Origin of the sequence: Bacillus sp. J41TS8 (assembly GCF_018333035.1) — a bacterium.
Lineage (GTDB): Bacteria > Bacillota > Bacilli > Bacillales > Bacillaceae > Bacillus > Bacillus paralicheniformis.
The window spans coordinates 18,584-38,868 of the sequence record NZ_BORF01000024.1; the positions used below are offsets into that span (position 1 = coordinate 18,584).

General features: G+C 48.9%; 17 protein-coding genes. 7 read left to right on the forward strand and 10 right to left on the reverse strand.

Annotated features, from left to right (window positions below):
- Position 1: 1 nt before the first annotated feature.
- The 6 genes from KI350_RS22110 to KI350_RS22135 form a co-directional block, all read right to left on the reverse strand.
- Entirely contained in the window at positions 2-1,345 is a 1,344-nt protein-coding gene (locus tag KI350_RS22110) for a lysine N(6)-hydroxylase/L-ornithine N(5)-oxygenase family protein (protein WP_025811671.1), read from the reverse strand.
- On the reverse strand, positions 1,320-1,874 hold the full coding sequence (locus tag KI350_RS22115) for a GNAT family N-acetyltransferase (RefSeq protein ID WP_020450900.1): 555 nt from the start codon (positions 1,872-1,874) through the stop codon (positions 1,320-1,322). The genes KI350_RS22110 and KI350_RS22115 overlap by 26 nt, the downstream gene beginning before the upstream one ends.
- Complete coding sequence (locus KI350_RS22120; protein WP_025811672.1) at positions 1,871-3,634, reverse strand: IucA/IucC family protein; 1,764 nt, start codon at positions 3,632-3,634, stop codon at positions 1,871-1,873. Before KI350_RS22120 ends, KI350_RS22115 begins: the two co-directional genes overlap by 4 nt.
- Positions 3,631-5,142: a pyridoxal phosphate-dependent decarboxylase family protein gene (locus KI350_RS22125; protein ID WP_025811673.1), complete on the reverse strand. Its 1,512-nt coding sequence runs from the start codon at positions 5,140-5,142 to the stop codon at positions 3,631-3,633. The genes KI350_RS22120 and KI350_RS22125 overlap by 4 nt, the downstream gene beginning before the upstream one ends.
- Positions 5,126-6,472 carry an aspartate aminotransferase family protein gene (locus KI350_RS22130; RefSeq protein WP_212930589.1) on the reverse strand — a complete coding sequence of 449 codons (1,347 nt, stop codon included), beginning with the start codon at positions 6,470-6,472 and terminating at the stop codon, positions 5,126-5,128. Before KI350_RS22130 ends, KI350_RS22125 begins: the two co-directional genes overlap by 17 nt.
- Before the next feature lie 285 nt (positions 6,473-6,757).
- Complete coding sequence (locus KI350_RS22135; RefSeq protein ID WP_043054578.1) at positions 6,758-8,230, reverse strand: aminotransferase-like domain-containing protein; 1,473 nt, start codon at positions 8,228-8,230, stop codon at positions 6,758-6,760.
- Between the two features lie 98 nt (positions 8,231-8,328).
- Between KI350_RS22135 and KI350_RS22140 the strand changes: the two genes are divergently transcribed.
- The 4 genes from KI350_RS22140 to KI350_RS22155 all read left to right on the forward strand — a co-directional run bounded on the left by KI350_RS22140 (position 8,329) and on the right by KI350_RS22155 (position 12,717).
- A complete protein-coding gene (locus tag KI350_RS22140) occupies positions 8,329-8,934 on the forward strand; it encodes a LysE/ArgO family amino acid transporter (RefSeq protein WP_025811677.1) in 606 nt (201 codons plus the stop codon).
- 103 nt (positions 8,935-9,037) lie between these two features.
- Positions 9,038-10,507 (forward strand): spore germination protein, encoded by a 1,470-nt coding sequence (locus tag KI350_RS22145; protein WP_023856625.1) that lies wholly within the window; start codon positions 9,038-9,040, stop codon positions 10,505-10,507.
- A gap of 6 nt (positions 10,508-10,513) precedes the next feature.
- Positions 10,514-11,632 carry a GerAB/ArcD/ProY family transporter gene (locus KI350_RS22150; protein WP_043054278.1) on the forward strand — a complete coding sequence of 373 codons (1,119 nt, stop codon included), beginning with the start codon at positions 10,514-10,516 and terminating at the stop codon, positions 11,630-11,632.
- Positions 11,629-12,717: a Ger(x)C family spore germination protein gene (locus KI350_RS22155; RefSeq protein WP_025811681.1), complete on the forward strand. Its 1,089-nt coding sequence runs from the start codon at positions 11,629-11,631 to the stop codon at positions 12,715-12,717. Before KI350_RS22150 ends, KI350_RS22155 begins: the two co-directional genes overlap by 4 nt.
- A gap of 150 nt (positions 12,718-12,867) precedes the next feature.
- Here KI350_RS22155 and iolX read toward each other — a convergent pair whose 3' ends face one another.
- The 4 genes from iolX to KI350_RS22175 form a co-directional block, all read right to left on the reverse strand.
- A complete protein-coding gene (iolX, locus tag KI350_RS22160) occupies positions 12,868-13,896 on the reverse strand; it encodes a scyllo-inositol 2-dehydrogenase (RefSeq protein ID WP_025811683.1) in 1,029 nt (342 codons plus the stop codon).
- Positions 13,897-14,063: 167 nt separating this feature from the next.
- A complete protein-coding gene (locus KI350_RS22165) occupies positions 14,064-15,107 on the reverse strand; it encodes a LacI family DNA-binding transcriptional regulator (RefSeq protein ID WP_020450890.1) in 1,044 nt (347 codons plus the stop codon).
- 56 nt (positions 15,108-15,163) lie between these two features.
- The gene (locus KI350_RS22170) at positions 15,164-15,721 is read right to left on the reverse strand and encodes a GNAT family N-acetyltransferase (RefSeq protein ID WP_020450889.1); all 558 of its coding nucleotides are present in this window, start codon (positions 15,719-15,721) and stop codon (positions 15,164-15,166) included.
- A 28-nt stretch (positions 15,722-15,749) separates the two neighbouring features.
- Positions 15,750-16,613 carry a helix-turn-helix transcriptional regulator gene (locus tag KI350_RS22175; protein WP_023856620.1) on the reverse strand — a complete coding sequence of 288 codons (864 nt, stop codon included), beginning with the start codon at positions 16,611-16,613 and terminating at the stop codon, positions 15,750-15,752.
- Between the two features lie 121 nt (positions 16,614-16,734).
- Here KI350_RS22175 and KI350_RS22180 point away from each other — a divergent pair, with 121 nt between their 5' ends.
- The 3 genes from KI350_RS22180 (at position 16,735) to KI350_RS22190 (ending at position 20,055) form a co-directional block, all read left to right on the forward strand.
- Positions 16,735-18,075, forward strand: coding sequence for an MATE family efflux transporter (locus KI350_RS22180; protein WP_023856619.1), 1,341 nt, complete (start codon positions 16,735-16,737; stop codon positions 18,073-18,075).
- A 202-nt stretch (positions 18,076-18,277) separates the two neighbouring features.
- Complete coding sequence (locus tag KI350_RS22185; RefSeq protein WP_020450886.1) at positions 18,278-18,619, forward strand: P-II family nitrogen regulator; 342 nt, start codon at positions 18,278-18,280, stop codon at positions 18,617-18,619.
- A 56-nt stretch (positions 18,620-18,675) separates the two neighbouring features.
- A complete protein-coding gene (locus KI350_RS22190) occupies positions 18,676-20,055 on the forward strand; it encodes an ammonium transporter (RefSeq protein WP_079289419.1) in 1,380 nt (459 codons plus the stop codon).
- Positions 20,056-20,285 lie beyond the last annotated feature (230 nt).

Sequence of the window (20,285 nt, forward strand, 5' to 3'; positions counted from 1 at the left end):
ATTAGCCGTTTGGCACCGCGGTTTTTTCGGTGATTCCTGTTCCGAATGTCTGGAAAACCGTTTTGTGGCTGACGTTGTATACTTCTCTCCCGGCTAGCTGATTGATGATCACCGAGTTCCGGTAAGCGCCGAGTCCCAGGTCAGGCGCTCCGACGCCGTGCGTGTGCAGCTCTCCGTTTTGAACGAAAATATGGTTTTTTGATGTTGCAGCTGTCACCAGTCTATAGTCGCGCGTAATGACATAGCGGCCGCCCGCGTCCTTTTCAATCAGGCTGTCAACAGGTGCCAGACACTCCGGCAGCCTCTCTTTATAGCCCGTCGCCAGGACGACCACATCTGCCTGCCGCTCAAACCGTTCTTCATTCACCCGGTTTGCGCAGTGCAGAATCAGCGTTTCTCCATGCTGTTCGATCTGCTTGACTTCTGTCATGGACTGAAGATCAAAAGCCGCTTCCCGCCCTCCGCAGGTCCGCTCATACAGAAGATGATAAATATCGCTGATCGTCTTCGCGCTGATTCCTTTATAAAGGAGATCCTGCTGCGTTAGCAATTCATCTTTTTTCCACTGTGGAAGCTGATAGAAAAAATCGATATAATCAGGTGAAAAATATTCGAGCCCGAGGTTCGAATATTCCATCGGGAAGAAGCCTTTTGAGCGGGTGAGCCAGCTGACATGCTCCGCTTCATCTTCACCGACGAGGTCATAAAACACCTCGGCTGCGCTTTGACCGGAGCCGACGACGGCCACCCTTTTCCCTTTAAATCCGTCGGGCTTTCTCATTAAATACTCAGCTGAATGGAACACCGAGCCTCCCAAAGCGTCTGAGAGCGTTTCGGGAACGTGCGGGCCCGTCCCAATGCCAAGCGCAACATGCCTCGTGTAATAAACGGCTTCCCCGCCGTTTTCCCGATTCACGACCCGCACTTTAAAAAGCGCCTCCGGATTCGATTCAATGAGCGATATGCTTTCAACATTCATCCCGAAGCGGCACGAGTCAAGCTGTTCTGCCACCCAGCGGCAGTAGTGGTTGTATTCCTTTCTCGGAATATGAAAGTCTTCCAGAAAATAAAAAGAATACAGACGGTTATGCTGCTGGAGATAGTTTAAAAAGCTGTATTCGCTTGTCACATCGGCCATGCTCACCAAGTCGGCCAAAAACGGCACCTGCAGTGTCGTCCCTTCAATCAGCATGCCGGGATGCCAGTTAAAACTTTCATTTCGTTCAATAAACAGCGCATTAATCTCAGGCACGGAATCGGCTAATGCGGCAAGACCGAGGTTAAACGGCCCGATGCCGACGCCGATGACATCATATACATCAGTGGCTCTCTTTGTAGAGTTCATCTTTTTTCCCCTTTTCAAAAAAACGTTCTCGTTCGCAAAACATCAATAATCCGGTTTTATCAGGGAGATTCACAGGTTTAATCGGGCGAAACCCGCATTTTTCAAAAACATGAATCATTTTTTTGTTGCGGATATCCGGCTCTGCGATGACCTTTTTTGTGTTAGGCTCGGCAAATTGCATACAGACCATCGCTTTTAAAAGCGGAAGGGCCAGCCCTTTTCCCAAGTACTCTTTTTCTCCGATCAACAGGTGGATGCCCTGGTCAAAAGGTTCATTATCATAGTGGTGTTCAATGACGTCCCCCTTGACCCAGTACGACTCCCAGTAGCTCATGGGCACACCGTCGATAGAGCCGATGTACAGCGTTTGGTGGGGGTCTGTGATGGCCTTGTGAAAATGGTCTTCAAATTTTGCAAACGGCATGTTTAAATGCCAAAACGGGATGACGTGCTCCTCCTGCATCCAGCGATAGACGAGCGATACGTCTCTTGCATAGTCCGCTTTTTGAAATGTGATCCGGTCATTCATTGGACGGCCGCCGCCTCCTTTAACAGCGGATTGCCGACAGACGTATAACGAGACTGGGTTTCAAGCGAGCCCGTCAGCTCATCCATGTCGTAAAATCTCGTCAGCAGATTGGCCTTGCACGGAAGCTCCGAAAACCGAAGCAGGCTGTCCGTCAACTCAGTGATGCCGTAAATGTGTTCCGCTTTTTCAAGCCGCTCTCTGATCATGGACAGGAGCGTTTCTTCCCGGATCAGCCCTTCGCAGCCAAACCCGTTCACCAGCCCAAACAGATGGTTGAAGAAGAAATAATAGCGCAGTCTCTCAACAGCCACGCCGTCCGTGCAGATCGTCTCGCTCCTTTCGCTCAAGTCTTCGATCAGCTTGGAAAGAATCCCGGCTTTTGATTCGCTGTAGTAATAGCCTTGATTATCCCTGTAGTAAAACGTCTCCGGATAGCCGTTTTTTAAGCGGATAACGGCGTTTTGCTGGTGCGCTTCAATCGCCAGCCCGTATGTTTCAAACAGCCATAAAACAGGCTCAAGCGAAATGGATAAATATTTGTCAAACCAATCAATGCTCACTTCTTCCGTTGTCCGCCCTTCTTTTAATGCCAGCCCGCGGATAACAGAGGACAGCCGTGACTCTTTCCCGAAGGCGTGATCTTGGCAAAGCCCGGCGACCAGACATGCAGAACGGTCGTCTTCATAAAACGGATTCTCCCTGATCACGACTTCAAAGCCGGACTCCCCGTTCTCCCCCCGAATCGAGATGTAGGCAGGATCTGTGATAACGTGAAAGCCCGGAAACTCCTGTTTTAACCTTTGACCGAGTTCTGTCTGAAGCAGCCGGGCCATTTCAACACCTCTGTCCAATTCTTTCTGCTTGTTCACACGAAGCGAATTCGTGATTTTGATCGGGACCGAGAATTTGTACATATAGCGCGAGTGCTTGCTGTAAACCGTGCGGACGGAGGATGTCGCCGTGAACGTCCTGCCCTTTGCACCGAGATATGTAAGGAGACCTTGATCGATCAATTTTTGCACATACGGCTCCTCCAGCAAAGCTCTCGCCTGGAGCGGGTGTGCGGGAAGAAGCGCAAAATCCGGATCGGCCGTTTGCTCGTCTAGCCACGCATTATCAATCATCGGGTCGTTTCTCAATTCCTCTTGTATGACTAGCGGCGCTTTTGTTCCAGTACTTGAATCGTGCAGAACGAGCGAGGCATGCGCCTTAAAGTAATGAAGCTGAAACTCCCCTTTCAATTCAGGTGAGAAAATGTTTTCCTCTTCAGGTTTCATGCCCTGCCTGCTTTTTGGCGTCGGGTGCATCAGATGACCGAGCAAGAGCGACTGCTCCGCTTCGATAAACGTAAAATCAGCGCGGCTAAGCTCATTTTGATCACCGGCCCGTTCTTCCACATAACGGCTGATATTGCGGCAGCTCAAAATGACTCTGAGCAAGAATTCATCCTCGGCACCCCCGCGGTTTTGCTGAAGAAGCAATTCTTTTGAAGCGAGGGAGACGAGCGTGACATAGTCGAGCGGAAGCGGCTTGTTTTGGGTTGTTTGATAGTAAAGCGGAAATGAGAAAAGGTGCCTTCCCGTCTTCGACCAGTACTTGATCGGAACGATCAGCTCGATTTGCTGGCGTTTTAGCGGAACAATCAGCGTTTTTTGAGAGCCGTCCGCGATCTCACGGGTTTTGATGCCGGTTTCACGCAAATAGCAATTTAAAAAACTTTGAATCGTAGCGTTTTCTGCTATTTCTTTAAATGAACTCATCTTGTTATCCTCCTGCTATTCGTATAAAGACTTGCCAGCTCTTGAATCCTGCCGAGAATGTCGTCAAGATCCGAAAGCGTCGTCCGCGGATTCAGCAGCGTGAATTTTAAATACGTTTTCCCGGCTGCTGCCGTCTTGGCGATCACCGCCTGTCCCGTTCTGAACAATTCTCTGTGGATACATTTATTCAAACGGTCGTTCTCCGCGTCGTCTTCTGAGGCGAGGCAGCGGAAGACGACAGCGTTCAGTTCAGGGTGCGGATTCAGCAGTTCGAGCCGATCGCTTGCGGAGATTTTTTCCGCTGCCGCTTCGGCCAATGCGAACGTCCAGTCAATCATCTCGGCGAATGTATCTTCTCCAAGCACACGCAGCGAGACAAACAGCTTTAAAGCGTCAAAGCGCCTCGTCGTCTGAATCGATTTATTGACGAGATGAACGATTCCCTCCGCTTCATCCTCTTCAGGATTTAAATAATCGGCATGATAACCAATCAAGCGGAAATGCCTTCTGTCTTTGACAAGAAAAGCGCCGCAGCTGACCGGCTGATAAAACTGCTTGTGGAAGTCGACGCTGATGGAGTCGGCCCTGTCGATACCGGCCAATTTATAGCGGCGGGTTCTGCTCAAAATCAACGCCCCGCCATACGCGGCATCAACGTGAAGCCAAAGCCCGCCGGCATGCGCGGCATCCGCAAGCTCGGAAAGCGGATCGATGCTTCCGAAGTCCGTCGTACCGCATGTGGCAACAATCGCAAATGGATGTAAGCCCGATTCCTCAAGCAGCGTTGTTTTTCGCTTTAAATCGTAAAGGCTCATCCGCTTTTCATCATCTGTATCGACGAGTACGACGGCGCGCTCTCCAAGTCCGAGCTGGGAAGCCGACTTTTTCACGGTAAAATGAGCATCCTTTGAACAGAGGATCCGCAGCCTGTCCGCTTCCGGCGGCAGTCCGTCCTTCTGTACGTTCCAGTTCCACTGCTTTTCACAGAAAGCATCGCGGGCCAACAGAAGCCCCATGTAATTAGACTGCGTGCCTCCGCTCGTAAATGTTCCGTCAGCATTCTTTCCGTACTCGAACTTTCGGCAAAGCCACTGCACCATTTCTTCCTCGATCAATGAAGCCGCTCCGCTTTGATCAAACGAATCCATCGACTGATTCAACACACTGATCAGCATCTCTGCAGCGAGTGCCGGGATGAGCGGCGGACAGTGCAAGTGTGCGGCGCATTTTGGATCTTCAACATGAATCCGGTGCGGCAAATAGGCTTCTTTTAGATCAGCGAGAACATCCGCAAGCGGTTCTCCCGCTTCCTTAAACGAAAACAAGTTTTTAATTTCGTGCTTTAATTCATTCGGCATCTTCCCGCTGTAGGGCTTCATTTTATTTTTCCAATCGGCCCACAGCGTCTCTACAGCGGCCTCGGCCGCGTCACGGTATGCTTTGATCCCCTGTTCGCCGTTGTGCATAAACAGGGAATCAAAGTTTTTCTGTTTACTTGACTGCTTCATAGACGGCCTCTCTGAAGATCGTGATGATATCGTCGATTTGCGCCTCTGTTACGATGAGCGGCGGCAAGAATCGGATCACGCTTCCATGGCGTCCTCCCGTTTCAACGATCAGTCCTTTTTCAAAGCATTTTCTTTGAATCACGCTTGCAAGCTCCGCATCAGCCGGATAGCTGCCGTTTGCGTTTTGTTTTTTATGCGGTGCGACAATTTCGGCGCCGATCATCAGCCCCCGTCCCCGGACATCACCGATTTCAGGAACGTGTTCCTGAATGTCTTGCAATTCCTGCATGAGCTTCGCGCCGACTTTTTCTACATGTGACAGTACATCGTGCTCTTTTATATATTTTAACGTTGCACTTCCGGCCGCCATCGCCATCTGGTTCCCTCTGAATGTACCGATATGCGCCCCCGGTTCCCACTGATCAAGGTCTTGATCATAGATGACGACAGACAGAGGAAGACTTCCGCCGATCGCTTTTGAAAGGACGATGACATCCGGTATAATGCCGGCGTGCTCGAACGCAAACATTTTTCCGGTTCTGCAGATGCCGGTCTGCACTTCATCAATGATTAGAGGGATTCCGCGTTCTTTTGTGATCCTTCTCATTTCTTTTATCCATTCAGCCCGAGCCGGAACTGAGCCTCCTTCTCCTTGTACGGCTTCAAAGATCATCCCGGCCGGCTGTAAAATTCCGCTTTCCGGATCATCCAGCATATTTTCGATATATGCGCTCGACAGCTTGTGGCTCGCCTCTCCTCCTCTTCCAAACGGGCAGCGGTATTCATACGGATATGGCAGGAAATGCACATCAGGCATAAGTCCCTGGACATTTTCCTTTGGAGATAAATTACCGCTCAGCGCCATCGTTCCATGAGTTGCACCATGATAGGCACCGTGAAACGACAAGATGGTTCTTCTCCCCGTTGCCGTTTTGACAAGCTTGAGAGCGGCTTCGATCGCATCGCCGCCGGTCGGACCGCAAAACTGGATCTTCGCCCGTTTGGCAAACGCCTCAGGAAGGCTTGCAAATACTTCGCTGACAAACTCTTCTTTGATTTCCGAAGTGATATCAAGCGTGTGCAGCGGGCGTTTTTCATCAAGCATTTTTTGAATCGCTTCAATCACAACTGGATGATTATGACCAAGCGCAAGCGTCCCCGCTCCTGCCAGGCAGTCATAATATTGCTTTCCATCCGCATCAGTCACCAAGACGCCTTCCGCGGTTTGCATGGCGAGCGGAAATCTTCTCGGATATGAACGCGCATTAGACTCTCTTCTATTTTGCTGCTCCAAAAACACTTGATTTTTAGAACTCGTTTGTACAGGCATAGAAAGCATTCCTCCAATTGATAAAGATTATCATTTTCAATGACAAAAAAAGTGTATATTTTGTGACACCGGCATGTCAATAAGATTCAGAAAAATAGGACGTTTCTCACAATGAGGCAACATAAAGAGTTCCTCTACTGCAAATCCAGCTGCTAATATGAATCAATAGTTCCTTGAATGATATGTTAATGGAATTTTTTGGACTGTTTTTAAATAACCCGAGGCCTGAAATAAAAAGGAGCGGCTGCTGAACGTCGATTTTTCAGCAGCCGGTACAGCAGGGACTCACATGAGCTTCCCGGCGAGTTCTGCGATCGTTTGAATGCCGTAGCGAAGCTCTGGCAAAGAGGCGTACGAATAGGACAATCTGATGCTGTATTTAGCTTCTTTATCGTAGAGGGTGCCGGGATTGATGAGGATGTTTTTCTGTAATGCTTGTTCGAACAAAGCGCTGAGCGAGAGCGGCTTTAGAAATGTGACCCAAATGTAAAACCCGCCTGAAGGCTTTTCCCAGCGGGCGATTCCTCTGCAATAGGTCTCAAGACACCGGAGCGCCTCATCCCGCCTTCGTCTCAGTTCGCCTTTGATCCGGCTGAGATTTTCATCATAAAGTCCGCTTGAAAGCCACTTTGCAGCCGCCCATTGCGACAATGAACTTGAGCCGTAGTCAGTCTGCATTTTAATATCGGCCAGCCTCTCGATGACGGGCTCCGGGCCTGTGATCCAGCCGATGCGAAGGCCGGGGCTGACTGTTTTCGATAGTGTACTGACATAAAGAATGCTGCCTTCTCTGTCCATGGCCTTCAGCGGCGATGACGGCGGACCGTCAAGCCGCAAGTCGCCGTATGCGTCATCTTCAATAACCGGGAGCGACAGCCGTTTGCTCATTTGAATCAGCTCGCGCTTCCGGTTTTCCGACATCAGTTTGCCCGTCGGATTGTGAAATGACGGAATCGTGTACAGTAAATCGGCGCCATGCCGTTTTTTTACCGCCGGAATGACGGACGGGTCTAATCCCCCGCCATCCATTGGAAGCCCGCAAAGCCGCATGTCCATCGATTGAAAAACGTGCAGCGAGTATAGGTATGACGGCTTTTCCGTCAACACGACGGCTCTCCGCTTCAAAAGACCGATCGATATGAGCTGCAGCGCTTGGAGCGCTCCGGAGACAATCAGAATCGAGTCGGCCGATACACGCACACCCTTCCGGCCCAGATGCTCCGCCAGCACCTCTCTTGTATAGCGGCTTCCTTTCGCTTCTTCATACCCGAGCATCAGCCTATCAGACGGTGCGCGGCGAAGAATCTCTTCCATCTGTTGATAAGGCATCAGTTCAGGCGCCAATTCACCTGTGCCGAGCCTGATGATCCCTTCTGTAAACTCCTGCCTGTTGATTTCCTGAACCGTCATTGAATTGGGACGGTGAATTCCCGAACGTACATAACTCGTCCAGTCAAGCGGCGGACCCGCCGTCAATTGTGACCATGTTTGATTGGCCACCTTTGTGCCTCCGCCCCGGTTGCCTTCAAGAAATCCTTGGGCTGTCAGCTCGTCCAGAGCCGCGGTAACCGTGCTTCTATTCACTTGAAAGATAGATGCCAGCTTGCGTTGTGAAGGGATTTTCGTCCCGGCCGGCCATTCGCCCTGTAAAATCTTCTCTTTTATGATCTGTTCGATTTGCTGGTATAACGGAATGTCTGAATGTCTGTTCAGCTGTCTGTTCACTTCATGTTCAGCTCCTTTTTTAAAAGATAGCATTTGGCTGGGCAATTAGACCAGCCAAATGGCCGGAGACATTCCCCGCTTCTTACTCTACAATAAAACGGATGTTTTGAATGAAAGGGGTTTTAACAGTCATGAACGCAGTTATTCACGGAATGATTCTCGCTTTTGGACTGATCTTGCCGCTCGGCGCGCAAAATGTCCTGATTTTTCAGCAAGGGGCCGCATCATCGAGCATTTGGCGTGTCTTGCCGCTTGTGATCTCCGCATCGTTGTGCGATTCCCTCCTGATTATACTGGCAGTCACAGGTATTTCCGCGGCTGTCGCCGGCCTTCCTGAAGTTAAATTTGTCCTTTTGACCGGAGGATTTTTGTTTCTCATTTATATGGGATGGATCACATGGAAGAGCAAACCGGCGGTAGGAAACGCGTCCGAAGCTATGCCGCCCAAAAAGCAAATCGCTTTTGCTGCGGCCGTATCGCTCTTAAATCCGCACGCCTTGCTCGATATCGTCGGCGTGATCGGCACCAACTCTTTAGCGTATGAAGGTGCGGATCTTTGGCTGTTCACCTGTGCATGTATGATCGTTTCGTGGCTATGGTTCCTTGGACTTGCCGCAGCGGGAAGACTTCTCAAACAGCTCGATTCACAGGGGGTCGTCATGACCTTGTTCAATAAAGGATCTGCGGCTGTCATGTGGGGGCTTGCCGCCTACCTCGGCGCCTCGCTGTTTACCTGATCCTGCGGGAACGCGGCTTCTGTCCGCATAAACCTGAGAAGCAGCGAGCACAATAAGGACATCCGGTAACCCGGCAATGATCAATCGCTGATGAGGGATGTCCATGTTTCGAAAATATAAAAGAAAGGGAGCCGGATTGCGGAGCGCTCCCATTACGAAAGATGCCCTTCTTGACGCCACCGCCGGTATGGCTGATGCGGTGATCGAAGAGCATGAAACAAAAGGCGGACAAAAAGCAGTATTTTACTATTTACATACCATCATTGATCGGGTCATGCTCCAACAGTCGATCATCAGGCCTCTGATCATGAGCGCCGAAGAAGAGTCAATATATCGCTGTTTAAAAACCTTTGTTTTGCACGTTGAACCGATCGTATCTTTAGAAACCGCAAAGGAGTGGCTGATGTCCGGTTCGATCATCATCCATGATCCGGACAGGCAGCAGTGGTTTGCCATTCCCATTGAAAATCGGGTCGGCCGGCAGATCGAACCGTCTCAAACCGAAACGGTGATGTACGGTCCGAAAGACAGTTTTACCGAGCAGCTCGACGTCAATCTTTCTTTGCTGCGGCGCAGGCTGCCTTTAACCAATTTAAAAGCGGAAAGGCTGACGGTCTGTTCGCTCAGCAAAACATCTGTTGTTATCGTTTATATTGCCGGATTAACCAATCCGGAATTGATTGAGGAAGCCAGAAAAAAAATCGCGGAAACCGATTTTGACATGATCTTCGATTCCGCACAGCTCACTGAATTGATTGAAGATCATCATCATTCGATTTTTCCGCAGTTCCAGCAGACCGAGCGTCCCGACATTTCCGCATACAATTTAAGCATTGGCAAAGTCGCCATTTTGGTCGATCAGACGCCGTTTGTATTACATGCACCGATCACGTTTTTTCACCTTTTTCACTCCGCTGAAGATTATACGACGCGCTGGCCGGTTGCCAGCTTTTTTAGAATGCTGCGCTACGCCAGTTTTTTTCTGTCTATTTTGCTCATCCCTTTTTATGTGGCTTTGTCGACTCATCATTATCATATGTTTCCGCTCCAGATCCTTTATGTGCTGATCGAATCAAGGAGCAAAGTGCCGTTCACCCCGTTTTGGGAAGCGGTTCTTATGCTGCTCGTCATTGAAATTATTAAGGAAGCCAGCGTGCGGATGCCGACAAAATCAAGTTCAACATTGGGGGTTATCTCGGGGATTGTGATTGGAGAAGCAGCGGTGCAGGCGGGCTTCGTCAGCAAAGTGCTAATCGTTTTGGTCGGCATCTCAACGGTCGCGTCATTTTTGGTGCCTAACTACATCGTAGCTAAAGGGCACACTTTGATTCATTTTACGATGCTCGTGTTCTCCGCCTGCCTCGGTTTTTTCGGATTGATCTTCGGAATGATCGGACTGTTTGTTCATTTGAACGGGCTTACTTCTCTCAAGCAGCCTTATTTTGCGCCGATTACTCCGTTATATTGGCGCGATTGGCTCGATCTTTTTATACGAAGTCCTTTGATCTGGCTGAAAAAGCGCCCCGAATATCTGCATACCTTGCAAAAATGGCGGTACGTTAAAAGGAGATGAAGCGGCTTGAGTTCTTTTCAATTATTTCACAAGACACGGCCTCTCGGCGGAATTTACATCGCCCTCATCGCCAACCGTATGCAAGTTCTTTTTTTCATCTTGGTTCTGCCGATGTATCTGGTTCACCCTTACATGATGTTCGTTATGCTCGCTGTCGGAATGCTGTCACAGTTCAACTTGTACCTGTTGTCCAAATGGCTGTCTTCTCCAGCGGCCGCAAAAGGCTATGAAGGCTTTGCCGCTCTCTTCGGCGAACGCAAGCTGCGCTTTTTTATCCTGATCGGCTTAATTCAGCTCGCGTTAAAGATCGCGATCATGATCACAAGCTACGCCGAAACGGTGAGACACTTCATCTTTCCCGCCATCAATATCAACTGGCTTGTGATCTTGATTCTGGTGATCAGCGGATATGCGGCCTCCCACGGCATGGAAAATACGATGCGATTTGTCATCATTGCCTTTATGTCATCATTTTGGATCGTGTTCATTTTTATCAGGTTTTATATCCCCCCGATCGCTTCCTTGACCGATTTATATCCGTTGATTCCTTTTGACTGGACTGAACATTCTTGGAAGGCGCTGCTCGTCATGTGGTCTTCTTTTTCCAGTCCCGAGTATTTGATTTGTCTGGCTCCATGGTTCAGCAAGGAAGCTAATGTGCTGAAATGTTTATCGGTCGGTAATGCGATTTCACTCTTCGAATATTTGTTTTTGTTTATCGGTGCATTATTTTTCTACGGCTCCTCTTATTTGCTGGAAACCATTTTTCCGGTGATAAACATGCTCCGCTATTTGCAGTCGCCGATTTTGGAGCGGATCGATACGTTTCTACTGTCTGCCCATATGTTTCATTTTGCGTTTGTAATCGCGATTTTTTTACTCTGCTTTTACGGAGGCCTCCGCATTTTGTTTAAAAGAATGGCCAAGCCTGTGACGCGAAGAGGATTTCTGTTCAGCTTCCTATTGCTCATGGGATTTTCGCTCGTGTTAAGCACCTGGTTTTGGCAATCCGGAAAGCAGCAAGATATGTGGTTTTTGATCGAAGTATCCATCGGAGCCGTCACTTACGCATTGACTCCGGCTATTCTTGTCATCGCCGGAAAACGAAAGGGGCGCATGCAATGATCAGCGGGAAACGCCTCATATTAAACGGCTGTATCGCACTTGTGATTTTCATGACGATTGAGGGCTGCTCTCCATTTGTTGAAAACAATGAGATTGAAGAAATCTCACCGGTTACCTTTTGGTATATCAAAGAAGGGAAAAAAGGAAAGATCTCAATGAGCACCACCGTCCCTCCGGTGGGCCTTGAAAAGAAGCGGCTATTCAGCACCGAAGTCAATATGATCAAACAAGTCGGCAAGCGATTTAATTTAAATTATTACAACGAGCTGAAAAACGGGCAGCTGAGAATGGTGATGATCGAAGAAAATCTCGCTGAAAAAGGCATACTTCCGATTATCAACACGCTTCTGTCAGACCCGAAAATCGGCCCTCGCCTTTATCTCATCGTCGTCAACGGCGATTTTGACAAATATATACTGAACGAATTGAAGCAAAGCGAGAATTTTGACTTTTATCTTTATCAGACGTTAAGGCATTTTGAAAGAGCCAACCAGGGTGAAATGAGCATCGTTAACCTGCATCAATTCAAAAACCAGCTGTACACCCACTATTCAGATCCTTACGTGCCTGTTTTCAGAACCGATGGTAACCAGTTCACATATGAAGGAACAGGACTTTTCCGAAACGACAAATTCGTGAAGACACTGACCGGCATAGACGATCAAATTTTTCAGCTGCTCAACAATAACAGGTATCTGAAGTTCCTCACGATTCCCAACTTGTCAATCATAATCGGCCAAGCCCGCTCAACCGTCACATTTGACTTAAATCAAAACAATACAGCTTTATCAATGAAAGTCAGCATAAACGCGGGCATTGAAGAATACACAGGCGACAAAAACCTGCAGGATCAAAGCGAGTTCAGCGCACTTGTCCATGATGTGGAATCCGAATTGGAAAAGAAAACAACGGACATGATAAAGGACATGCAAAACATTCGGGTTGATCCGCTTGAAGTCGGCGGTGAAGCGCTGTTTCCGTTTACGAAGCCGATGAGCGACAAAGCGTGGCTGCATCGTTGGGAGAAGATGGATGTCGAGGTGGACTATCAGGTGAATCTGAGACCGAATCTGAATGTGCAATAAGGGGCTTGCAGTTGATTGAAAACGCTGAGAGAAAGGGCGGCATCGGGCGGAGAAATGCTTTCTTCCGCCCTTCTTTCTGTTGATCCTATTGACCGCAGGATGATCTCCGGCATACTTTGTCTTTATCACAGCCCGTTTATGAGCCCCGTTTCATACCGTAAGCTGTTTCGTCTGATACTGAATCTTGACGGTCTTGCCTGTTGACCAGGATTCTGAGGCCGCAAGCGCGATTTCCAGATTGACTGCCGCATCCACTTCAGTCACAATCGGTTTCGTTTTGTTGCGAACACACTTGGCAAAGTGCTGCATCTCTAAGCAGTACGCTTCATGGAACCTCGCCTGGAAATCCGGAATGATATTATAGCTGCTCCCCTGCCCGGTCCGCACGGTAACCGCCGGGTTCCGCAGCGTCCCGATGAAGATGCTGCCGTCCGTCCCGATAATTTCGGCACGTATATCGTGGCCGTAAGACGAATTGCGGCTTGCTTCCGCATCACCCGCCGCCCCCGAATCAAACTCCATATAGGTGAGCGCTTGATCGACATCATGGCATCCCGGCATGAACGCGTGCTTCAAAACCCTTCCGTGGCCGGAAACCGAAGTAATTTCAGCCCCCATTAAATAACGCGCGATATCATAATCGTGAATCGAACAATCGACGAAAATACCGCCGCTTTTTTTAATGAATTCGGCCGGAGGAGAGCCAAAATCGCGCGTGAACCCTTTATAATAGATCGGTTTGCCGATTTCTCCGGCATCGATCCTCCTTTTGGCATCCGCATAAGCAGGATCAAACCGCCTCATAAACCCCACCTGGCAAATCACGCCCGTTTCTTTGACTTTAGAAATGACTTCAATCGATTCTTCAAGATTTAATGTCAGCGGCTTCTCGACGAAAATCTGTTTGCCGCATTCGGCCGCCTGTTTGATCACTTTGGCATGGGTAGATGTCGGTGTAACGATGACGACGGCATCAATTTCTGGATCGTGGAGACATTCAAACGGATCTTCAAACCACTTTTCAACACCCAGTTCAGCGGCAATCTCCCTCGCCCTCCCCTCTGCCGGATCGGCCACAGCGGCGAGCAGGACCCCGGGCACCTCGGTTTTGAGGTTTTTCGCATGGTAATAGCCGAGCCTTCCGAGCCCTAATACGGCGCATCTCACTCGTTCTGTCATTTTCTTCTCTCCCTTCTTACATATTGAAAGCGCTTTATTAATTAGAGAAAGCGCTTGCTCATTTCAATTTTGATTTTACCCTGTATTTATTTTATCCGCAATGCTTTTTAGGATTTAACGAGAGCAAGCGCTTGCTCTTATTTTTTAAAAAAAGAGCGTTTTTTCTATCAAAACCCGCTCTTTTCAGCATGTGCATCTTTTTTAAATGGAGGTGCCGTCGACTGTCTGACGACAAGTTCAGGCATGAGAATGATTTTGTTTTTCGAACTTTTCTCGCCGCTGATTTCTTCGGCCAGCAGCTCGGCCGCACGGCGGCCCATTTCTTCAATCGGCTGCGACACTGTCGTAAGCGGCGGATCGGTCATTTCGGCTAAAAACGTATTATCAAAGCCGATGACAGATAAATCCGTTGGAACTTGGAGCCCCCATTCCCTTGCAGTCTGAATGACTCCGCACGCAAGCACATCATTCATGGCGAAAACGGCGGTCGGAATGTTGCTTTCGAAAATCTGAGCGGCTGCTTTTTTGCCGCATTCCAGGGAAAAACCGGTACCGGCGATGAGCGATTCATTCACTTTGATGCCGGCTTCATCCATCGCTTTTTGGAAGCCTTTCAGCCTGTCTTTTTCTCCGGTTGTCGATCCGTCGCCGGCGATGCAGGCGATTGTCTTATGGCCGAGCGAAATTAAATGCCGCGTCGCTAAGTATCCGCCCATAAAATCGTCGATGACCACGACATCCAGCGGAACAAGGGCGCGGTCCTGAGAAATCATCACGAGCGGTATGCCCTCTTTTGCAATATCCTCGAGCGCATCCATGCTCTCCTGATTTTCGATGCCGGTCGCAAAAATGATGCCGTCGACGCTTTTTTGCTTGAGCACCGAGAAATACGTTGTCTCCTTTTTCGGATCGCGGTCGGTACTGCATATCATCATGCTGAATCCAAGCTCGCCCGCCCGCTCTTCAACGCTTTTGGCAAGCTCTCCGAAAAAAGGGTTTGCAATATCGGGCGTCAACAGGCCGATAATGTTCGTGCGCTTTCCGGTAAGCGCAGAAGCGTGAACATTCGGCTGATAATCGAGTTCTTTCATGACGGCATGCACTCTTTGCCTTGTCGACCTGCTGATTCTCCCGGTATTGTTGATCACCCGGGAAACCGTGGAAATCGAAACGCCTGCCGCTTCCGCTACATCATAAATGGTTTTTTTCATTTTGGTCCCCTCTAGTCCGCTGATGAAAGATATCTAATATTACATTATAGAGCGTGTCAGCTACCGCCGCAAATCAGCTCCCACTCCTCCCGCAATATTCCGTATCTGATTGAATCATAATAGACCCCGTCATAATATCTGACTTTGCGAATCCGGCCTTCCATCTTAAACCCCGCTTTTTCGGCGCACCTCATCATCCGCCTGTTGCCGGACCACGTCGTCATTCCGATTCTCGGCACATCGACGTTTTCAAATAGGAAGCCGACCCATAATTCTACGGCTTCCGTGCCGTAACCTCCGTTCCAGAACCGCGGATCATAGATGCCGATCCCGCATTCCAGCCAGCGTGTCGGCCGGCACTCCCAATAGTAAGAAACGGTTCCTTTCAGCTCTCCTTCGATCTCAATCGCCAAATAGCGCGGCGGTTTTTCTTTTAAAGCCGGCACAAAAGAGTCGAGAAAATATTGAAACGGTTCGGGCTGAAGCGGAAAATAAGGGGCATCCCATTTTTTCCATTCAGGGTTTCGGGTTCCGTAAATCATTCTCCATAATCCGGGCAGGTCATCCATTGTGATCGTGCGCAGCTTTACTTTTTCACCATTGATGGATGCCAAACTTTTCTCCTCCTATGCTTTGAAAATATCACTCAATATTTCTCTTCATCATCTTTCTGTATTCAACAGGCGAAATCCCTTCTATTTGTTTAAACAGCTTTGAGAAATAAGTCGGATCATCGATTCCGACTTGTTCGGCAATCGATGACATTTTGTCGTTTGTCGAAGAAAGGAGCCGCTTCGCTTCAAAAACCTTCGCCTTATTGGCGTATTGGCCCGGTGTGATGCCGAACGCCTTTTGCATGCAGCGGGTAATGTAGTCCTGGTGATAGTGAAGGGCAGCCGAGAGCTGCTCCATGCTGAGCTTCTCCTTATAGTGGCGGTCGATGTAATGCTGCGCTTCAGATGCCACACGCTCACTCGCCGAAGGAATGTGGAACGCCTCCTTCTGCAGGTGAATCAGCAGCTCTTCGAACAAGAGCTGCTTCCGAAGAGGCAGGTCGGAATTTTGGGCAGAATCGTCAATCAAACGTCTAAACTGCTGTTCAATAAACGCTTTTTGGTCGATCTTTCCCTTTCTCGGAATCTTTAAATGATATAATGTCGGCGTTTCAAACGTCCCCTTCTTCAGCTTGAGCTCGGTCCAGTTCTCACCTCCCTGCTGTGCAAAGCCATAAGACGGCTCCTGAAAGTGCAGCCAAAAATAGCGGGTATCGTCTTGACAGCCTTGGTGTCCATAATGCTCAAGCCCCGGTACAAGGATGATATATTCCCCTTCCCGGATCTGATGGGGGTCGCCGTCCTCAGTCAAAAATAGTTCCCCCTGTATTACATATAAGAGATCAAACACGGAATATTCACGCCTCACATGCTTTTCCCCTTTTTTGAACAGTCCTTCTCCGCCGGTAATCAACACAGGGAGCGGCGGAATTGTAAAGATGATATGTTCCATGTTCTCTCCCCTTTTCATCAAGTCGTATTTCTCCAAGAAGTATCGGTTTCGTCTCTTCTTATTATAAGAAAATGGCGTTACACTATAAAACGGATTTTTTAAAAGAAAGGGGTCAAACGCCATGAAAAAAACAGCACCTCAAAACCTCTCTTTATTCGCATTGACCTGGCCTATATTTATCGAGGTTTCATTATATATGTTAATGGGCAACGCAGATACCCTGATGCTCAGCCAATATTCCGATGACAGCGTGGCAGCCGTCGGCGTCAGCAACCAAATGCTGAACTTGATCATTGTGATGTTCGGTTTTATCGCCACAGGAACAACCGTTATTATTTCTCAATTTTTAGGAGCGCGGCAAAAAGCCGAAGCGATGGAAGTCGGCTATGTTTCTATCAGCGCCAATTTTATCATCAGTCTATTCATCAGCGCGGTGATTTATATATTTGCCAAACCGCTTTTATTGATGATGGGCCTGTCCGCCAACCTGCTGGCCGAGGCCGGCATCTTTCTCCAGATCGTCGGCGGACTGTCCTTTATTCAAGCGCTCATTATGACGTTCAGCGCCATTTTGAAAAGCTACGGGCATACAAAGGACACAATGGTTGTAACCATCGGCATGAATATCCTGAACATCGCCGGCAACTATCTTGTCATATTCGGGCCGTTCGGCTTTCCGGTTTTAGGCGTGGCCGGCGTAGCAATGTCCACTTCGATCGCGCGCATCATCGGCCTGTTCGCGATCGCTCTGCTCGTCAAAAAGCGCGTCGGCATGCCGATGTTGTCCAAACGGCTGTTTGTCTTAAAGAAAAGCCATCTGAAAAAACTGCTGAAAATCGGGATACCTTCAGCAGGGGAGCAGCTTTCGTATAACGCGTCACAGATGATTGTCACCTATTTTATCACGCTGATGGGCGCGCAGGCGCTGACGACAAAGGTCTATACCCAAAATTTGATGATGTTCATCATGCTTTTCGGCACAGCGATCAGCCAGGGAACGCAAATCTTAATCGGACGCCATATCGGCGCGAAACAATTTGATGAAGCGTACAGCCGCTGTCTGAAGAGCCTCTGGTGGGCTCTGGCCATTACAACATTTACTTCCGTTCTCTTCGCTGTGTTTTCCAAACAGCTGATCGGCATTTTCAGCAGCAATCCCGATATTATCGCAACGGCCAGTATACTGATCCTTTTGACGATTATCCTGGAGCCTGGCCGCTCGTTTAACGTGGTCATCATTAATTCTCTCAGAGCTGCTGGAGACGCGAAATATCCGGTTTATATGGCAATTGTCTCAATGTGGGGAATCGGCCTTCCGATCGCTTATATTTTCGGCATTCAGCTCGGATTCGGCCTGGCGGGAATATGGTTTTCCTTCATCGCCGACGAGTGGGTCAGGGGAATTTTGATGTACAGAAGATGGAGATCTAAAATGTGGCTACAAAAAGGCTTTGCGGCATAACCTGCTTTCAACTGAAAGCAGGTTTTTTAATGTCATAAAACATCACAAGAATTTTATTCTGTGAATACAGATCTCTCTGATAATAGGTCTAATAGATTAATTTTTTTGAAAATTCGTATTGATTTTCAATTTGATATTACGTATGATAATAAACATAACAATACACGTAATAAAACCTTACACCAAAAGGAGGATTTACATTGTGAAAAAAATCGAAACGATTATACGCCCTGAACAGTTTCCCCGCCTCCGCAAAAAGCTTGAAGAGGTTGGCATAAACGGATTAACGGTCTCAGAGGTTGCCGGCTGCGGGCAACAGCGCGGGAAACAGGCTTTGTTTCGCGGCACCTCCTACGAAATCAAGCTGCTGCCTAAAGTGAAAGTCGAAATGGTGATTGAATCGGAGAGCGTTGATGAAATTATCCAAATCATCGAAAGCACATGTTCGACAAATACGGTTGGCGACGGAAAAATCTTTGTGCTCCCGATTGAAAATGCGGTTCGAATCCGGACAGGGGAATCCGGAAAAGAAGCGATTGTGTAAAACGACCGGCTCCACCCCGCCTCTTTTTGCCGATACTTTAAGAAAGGATGATTCTTATGAAAACCAAGGTATCTTTCGTCCTGTTCCTCAGTTTTTTCCTCGCAGCATCAGCTCTGGCCGCAGAACCGACGGCGCAATCGGTCAATGATTCGGTCAACATGATATGGATGGCCATCGGCACTCTGCTCGTCTTTTTTATGCACGCCGGTTTCGCGATGGTTGAATCTGGCTTTACGAGAGCTAAAAACACGTTAAACATTTTAATGAAAAACTTTCTGACGGTCTCTATCGGCTCCATCCTTTATTTCTTCGCCGGATACGCATTGATGTTCGGGGACAGCGCCGGCGGGTTCATCGGCACAAGCGGTTTTGCTTTAGCAAGTGATCAGGATGTCGGATTTTTCGTCTTTCAGGCCGTGTTTGCCGCTACGTGCGCGACCATTATTTCCGGCGCTGTCGCTGAACGGATGAAGCTTGGCAGCTATATGATTTTGACGCTGTTTATGACCGGTCTCATCTACCCGGTTGTCGGCCATTGGACTTGGGGGGAAGGCTGGCTGTATGACCTCGGATTTGTTGATTTTGCCGGATCTGCGATCGTTCACATGACAGGTGCTGCGGGCGCGGTTGCGGCTGTCATCTTTCTCGGGCCGCGGATTGGAAAATATGCAAACGGAAAGGTCAATGCCATTCCAGGACACAGCATTCCGCTGGGCGCACTCGGCGTCTTTATCCTGTGGTTCGGCTGGTTTGGGTTCAACGGCGGAAGCACGCTTGCAGCTGATCCCGCCGCCGTCCCGCATGTCATCACCACAACCCTTTTAGCCGCGTCGGGCGGAGTCGTCAGCTCGGCGCTGTTCACTTATTTCCGCTACGGCAGGATTGACCCTTCCCTGACGCTGAACGGCGCGCTTGGCGGCCTTGTCGGAATTACCGCGGGCGCGGACGGCGTTTCATTTACAGGCGCGATATTAATCGGATGCATCGCAGGTGTCATTTTAGTTGTCGGCGTTCAGTTTATCGATCAGGTGCTGAAGCTTGACGATCCCGTCGGCGCCATTGCCGTTCACGGTGTTTGCGGTGTTTGGGGGACGCTTGCAGTCGGGCTTTTCAATACATCGAGCGGTCTCTTTTACGGAGGAGGAGCCGCACAGCTCGGCATTCAAGCCGTCGGCATTTTGGCGATCGCAGCCTGGACCCTCGCTGCTACATCGGCTGTCACTGCAGTAATGAAAGCTTTCACTCCGATCCGGGTATCAAAAGAAGAGGAAATAGCCGGACTCGATTATGCCGAACACGGTTCTTCGGCGTACGAGTATAAAGAAAGCTACATCGAACAGGGCGATGTTGACGTCAGCTCCGCTTTCGGAACCGATCTTGTCTCACGGATCAACAATTTAAAGCCGGGACCGTCTTCCAAAACAGAACAGGTTTGACTCTCTTCCATCCAGTCTGCCGATCATTGAAATCAGCGGCGGTGTTCAAATAACGCCGCCGTTTCTTTTGCCAAAACGCAGAACACCCGGCTTATGCCGGGTGTTTCAGACTGTTGACAAAATAGGTCGGATTTTTATAATCCGACCTATTTTTGTCCAATTTATTCTGTTTTTTCGATGAGAATGCTGGCGAATTGGACTTTTCCAAGTCCAATTCGCCAGCTTTTTGA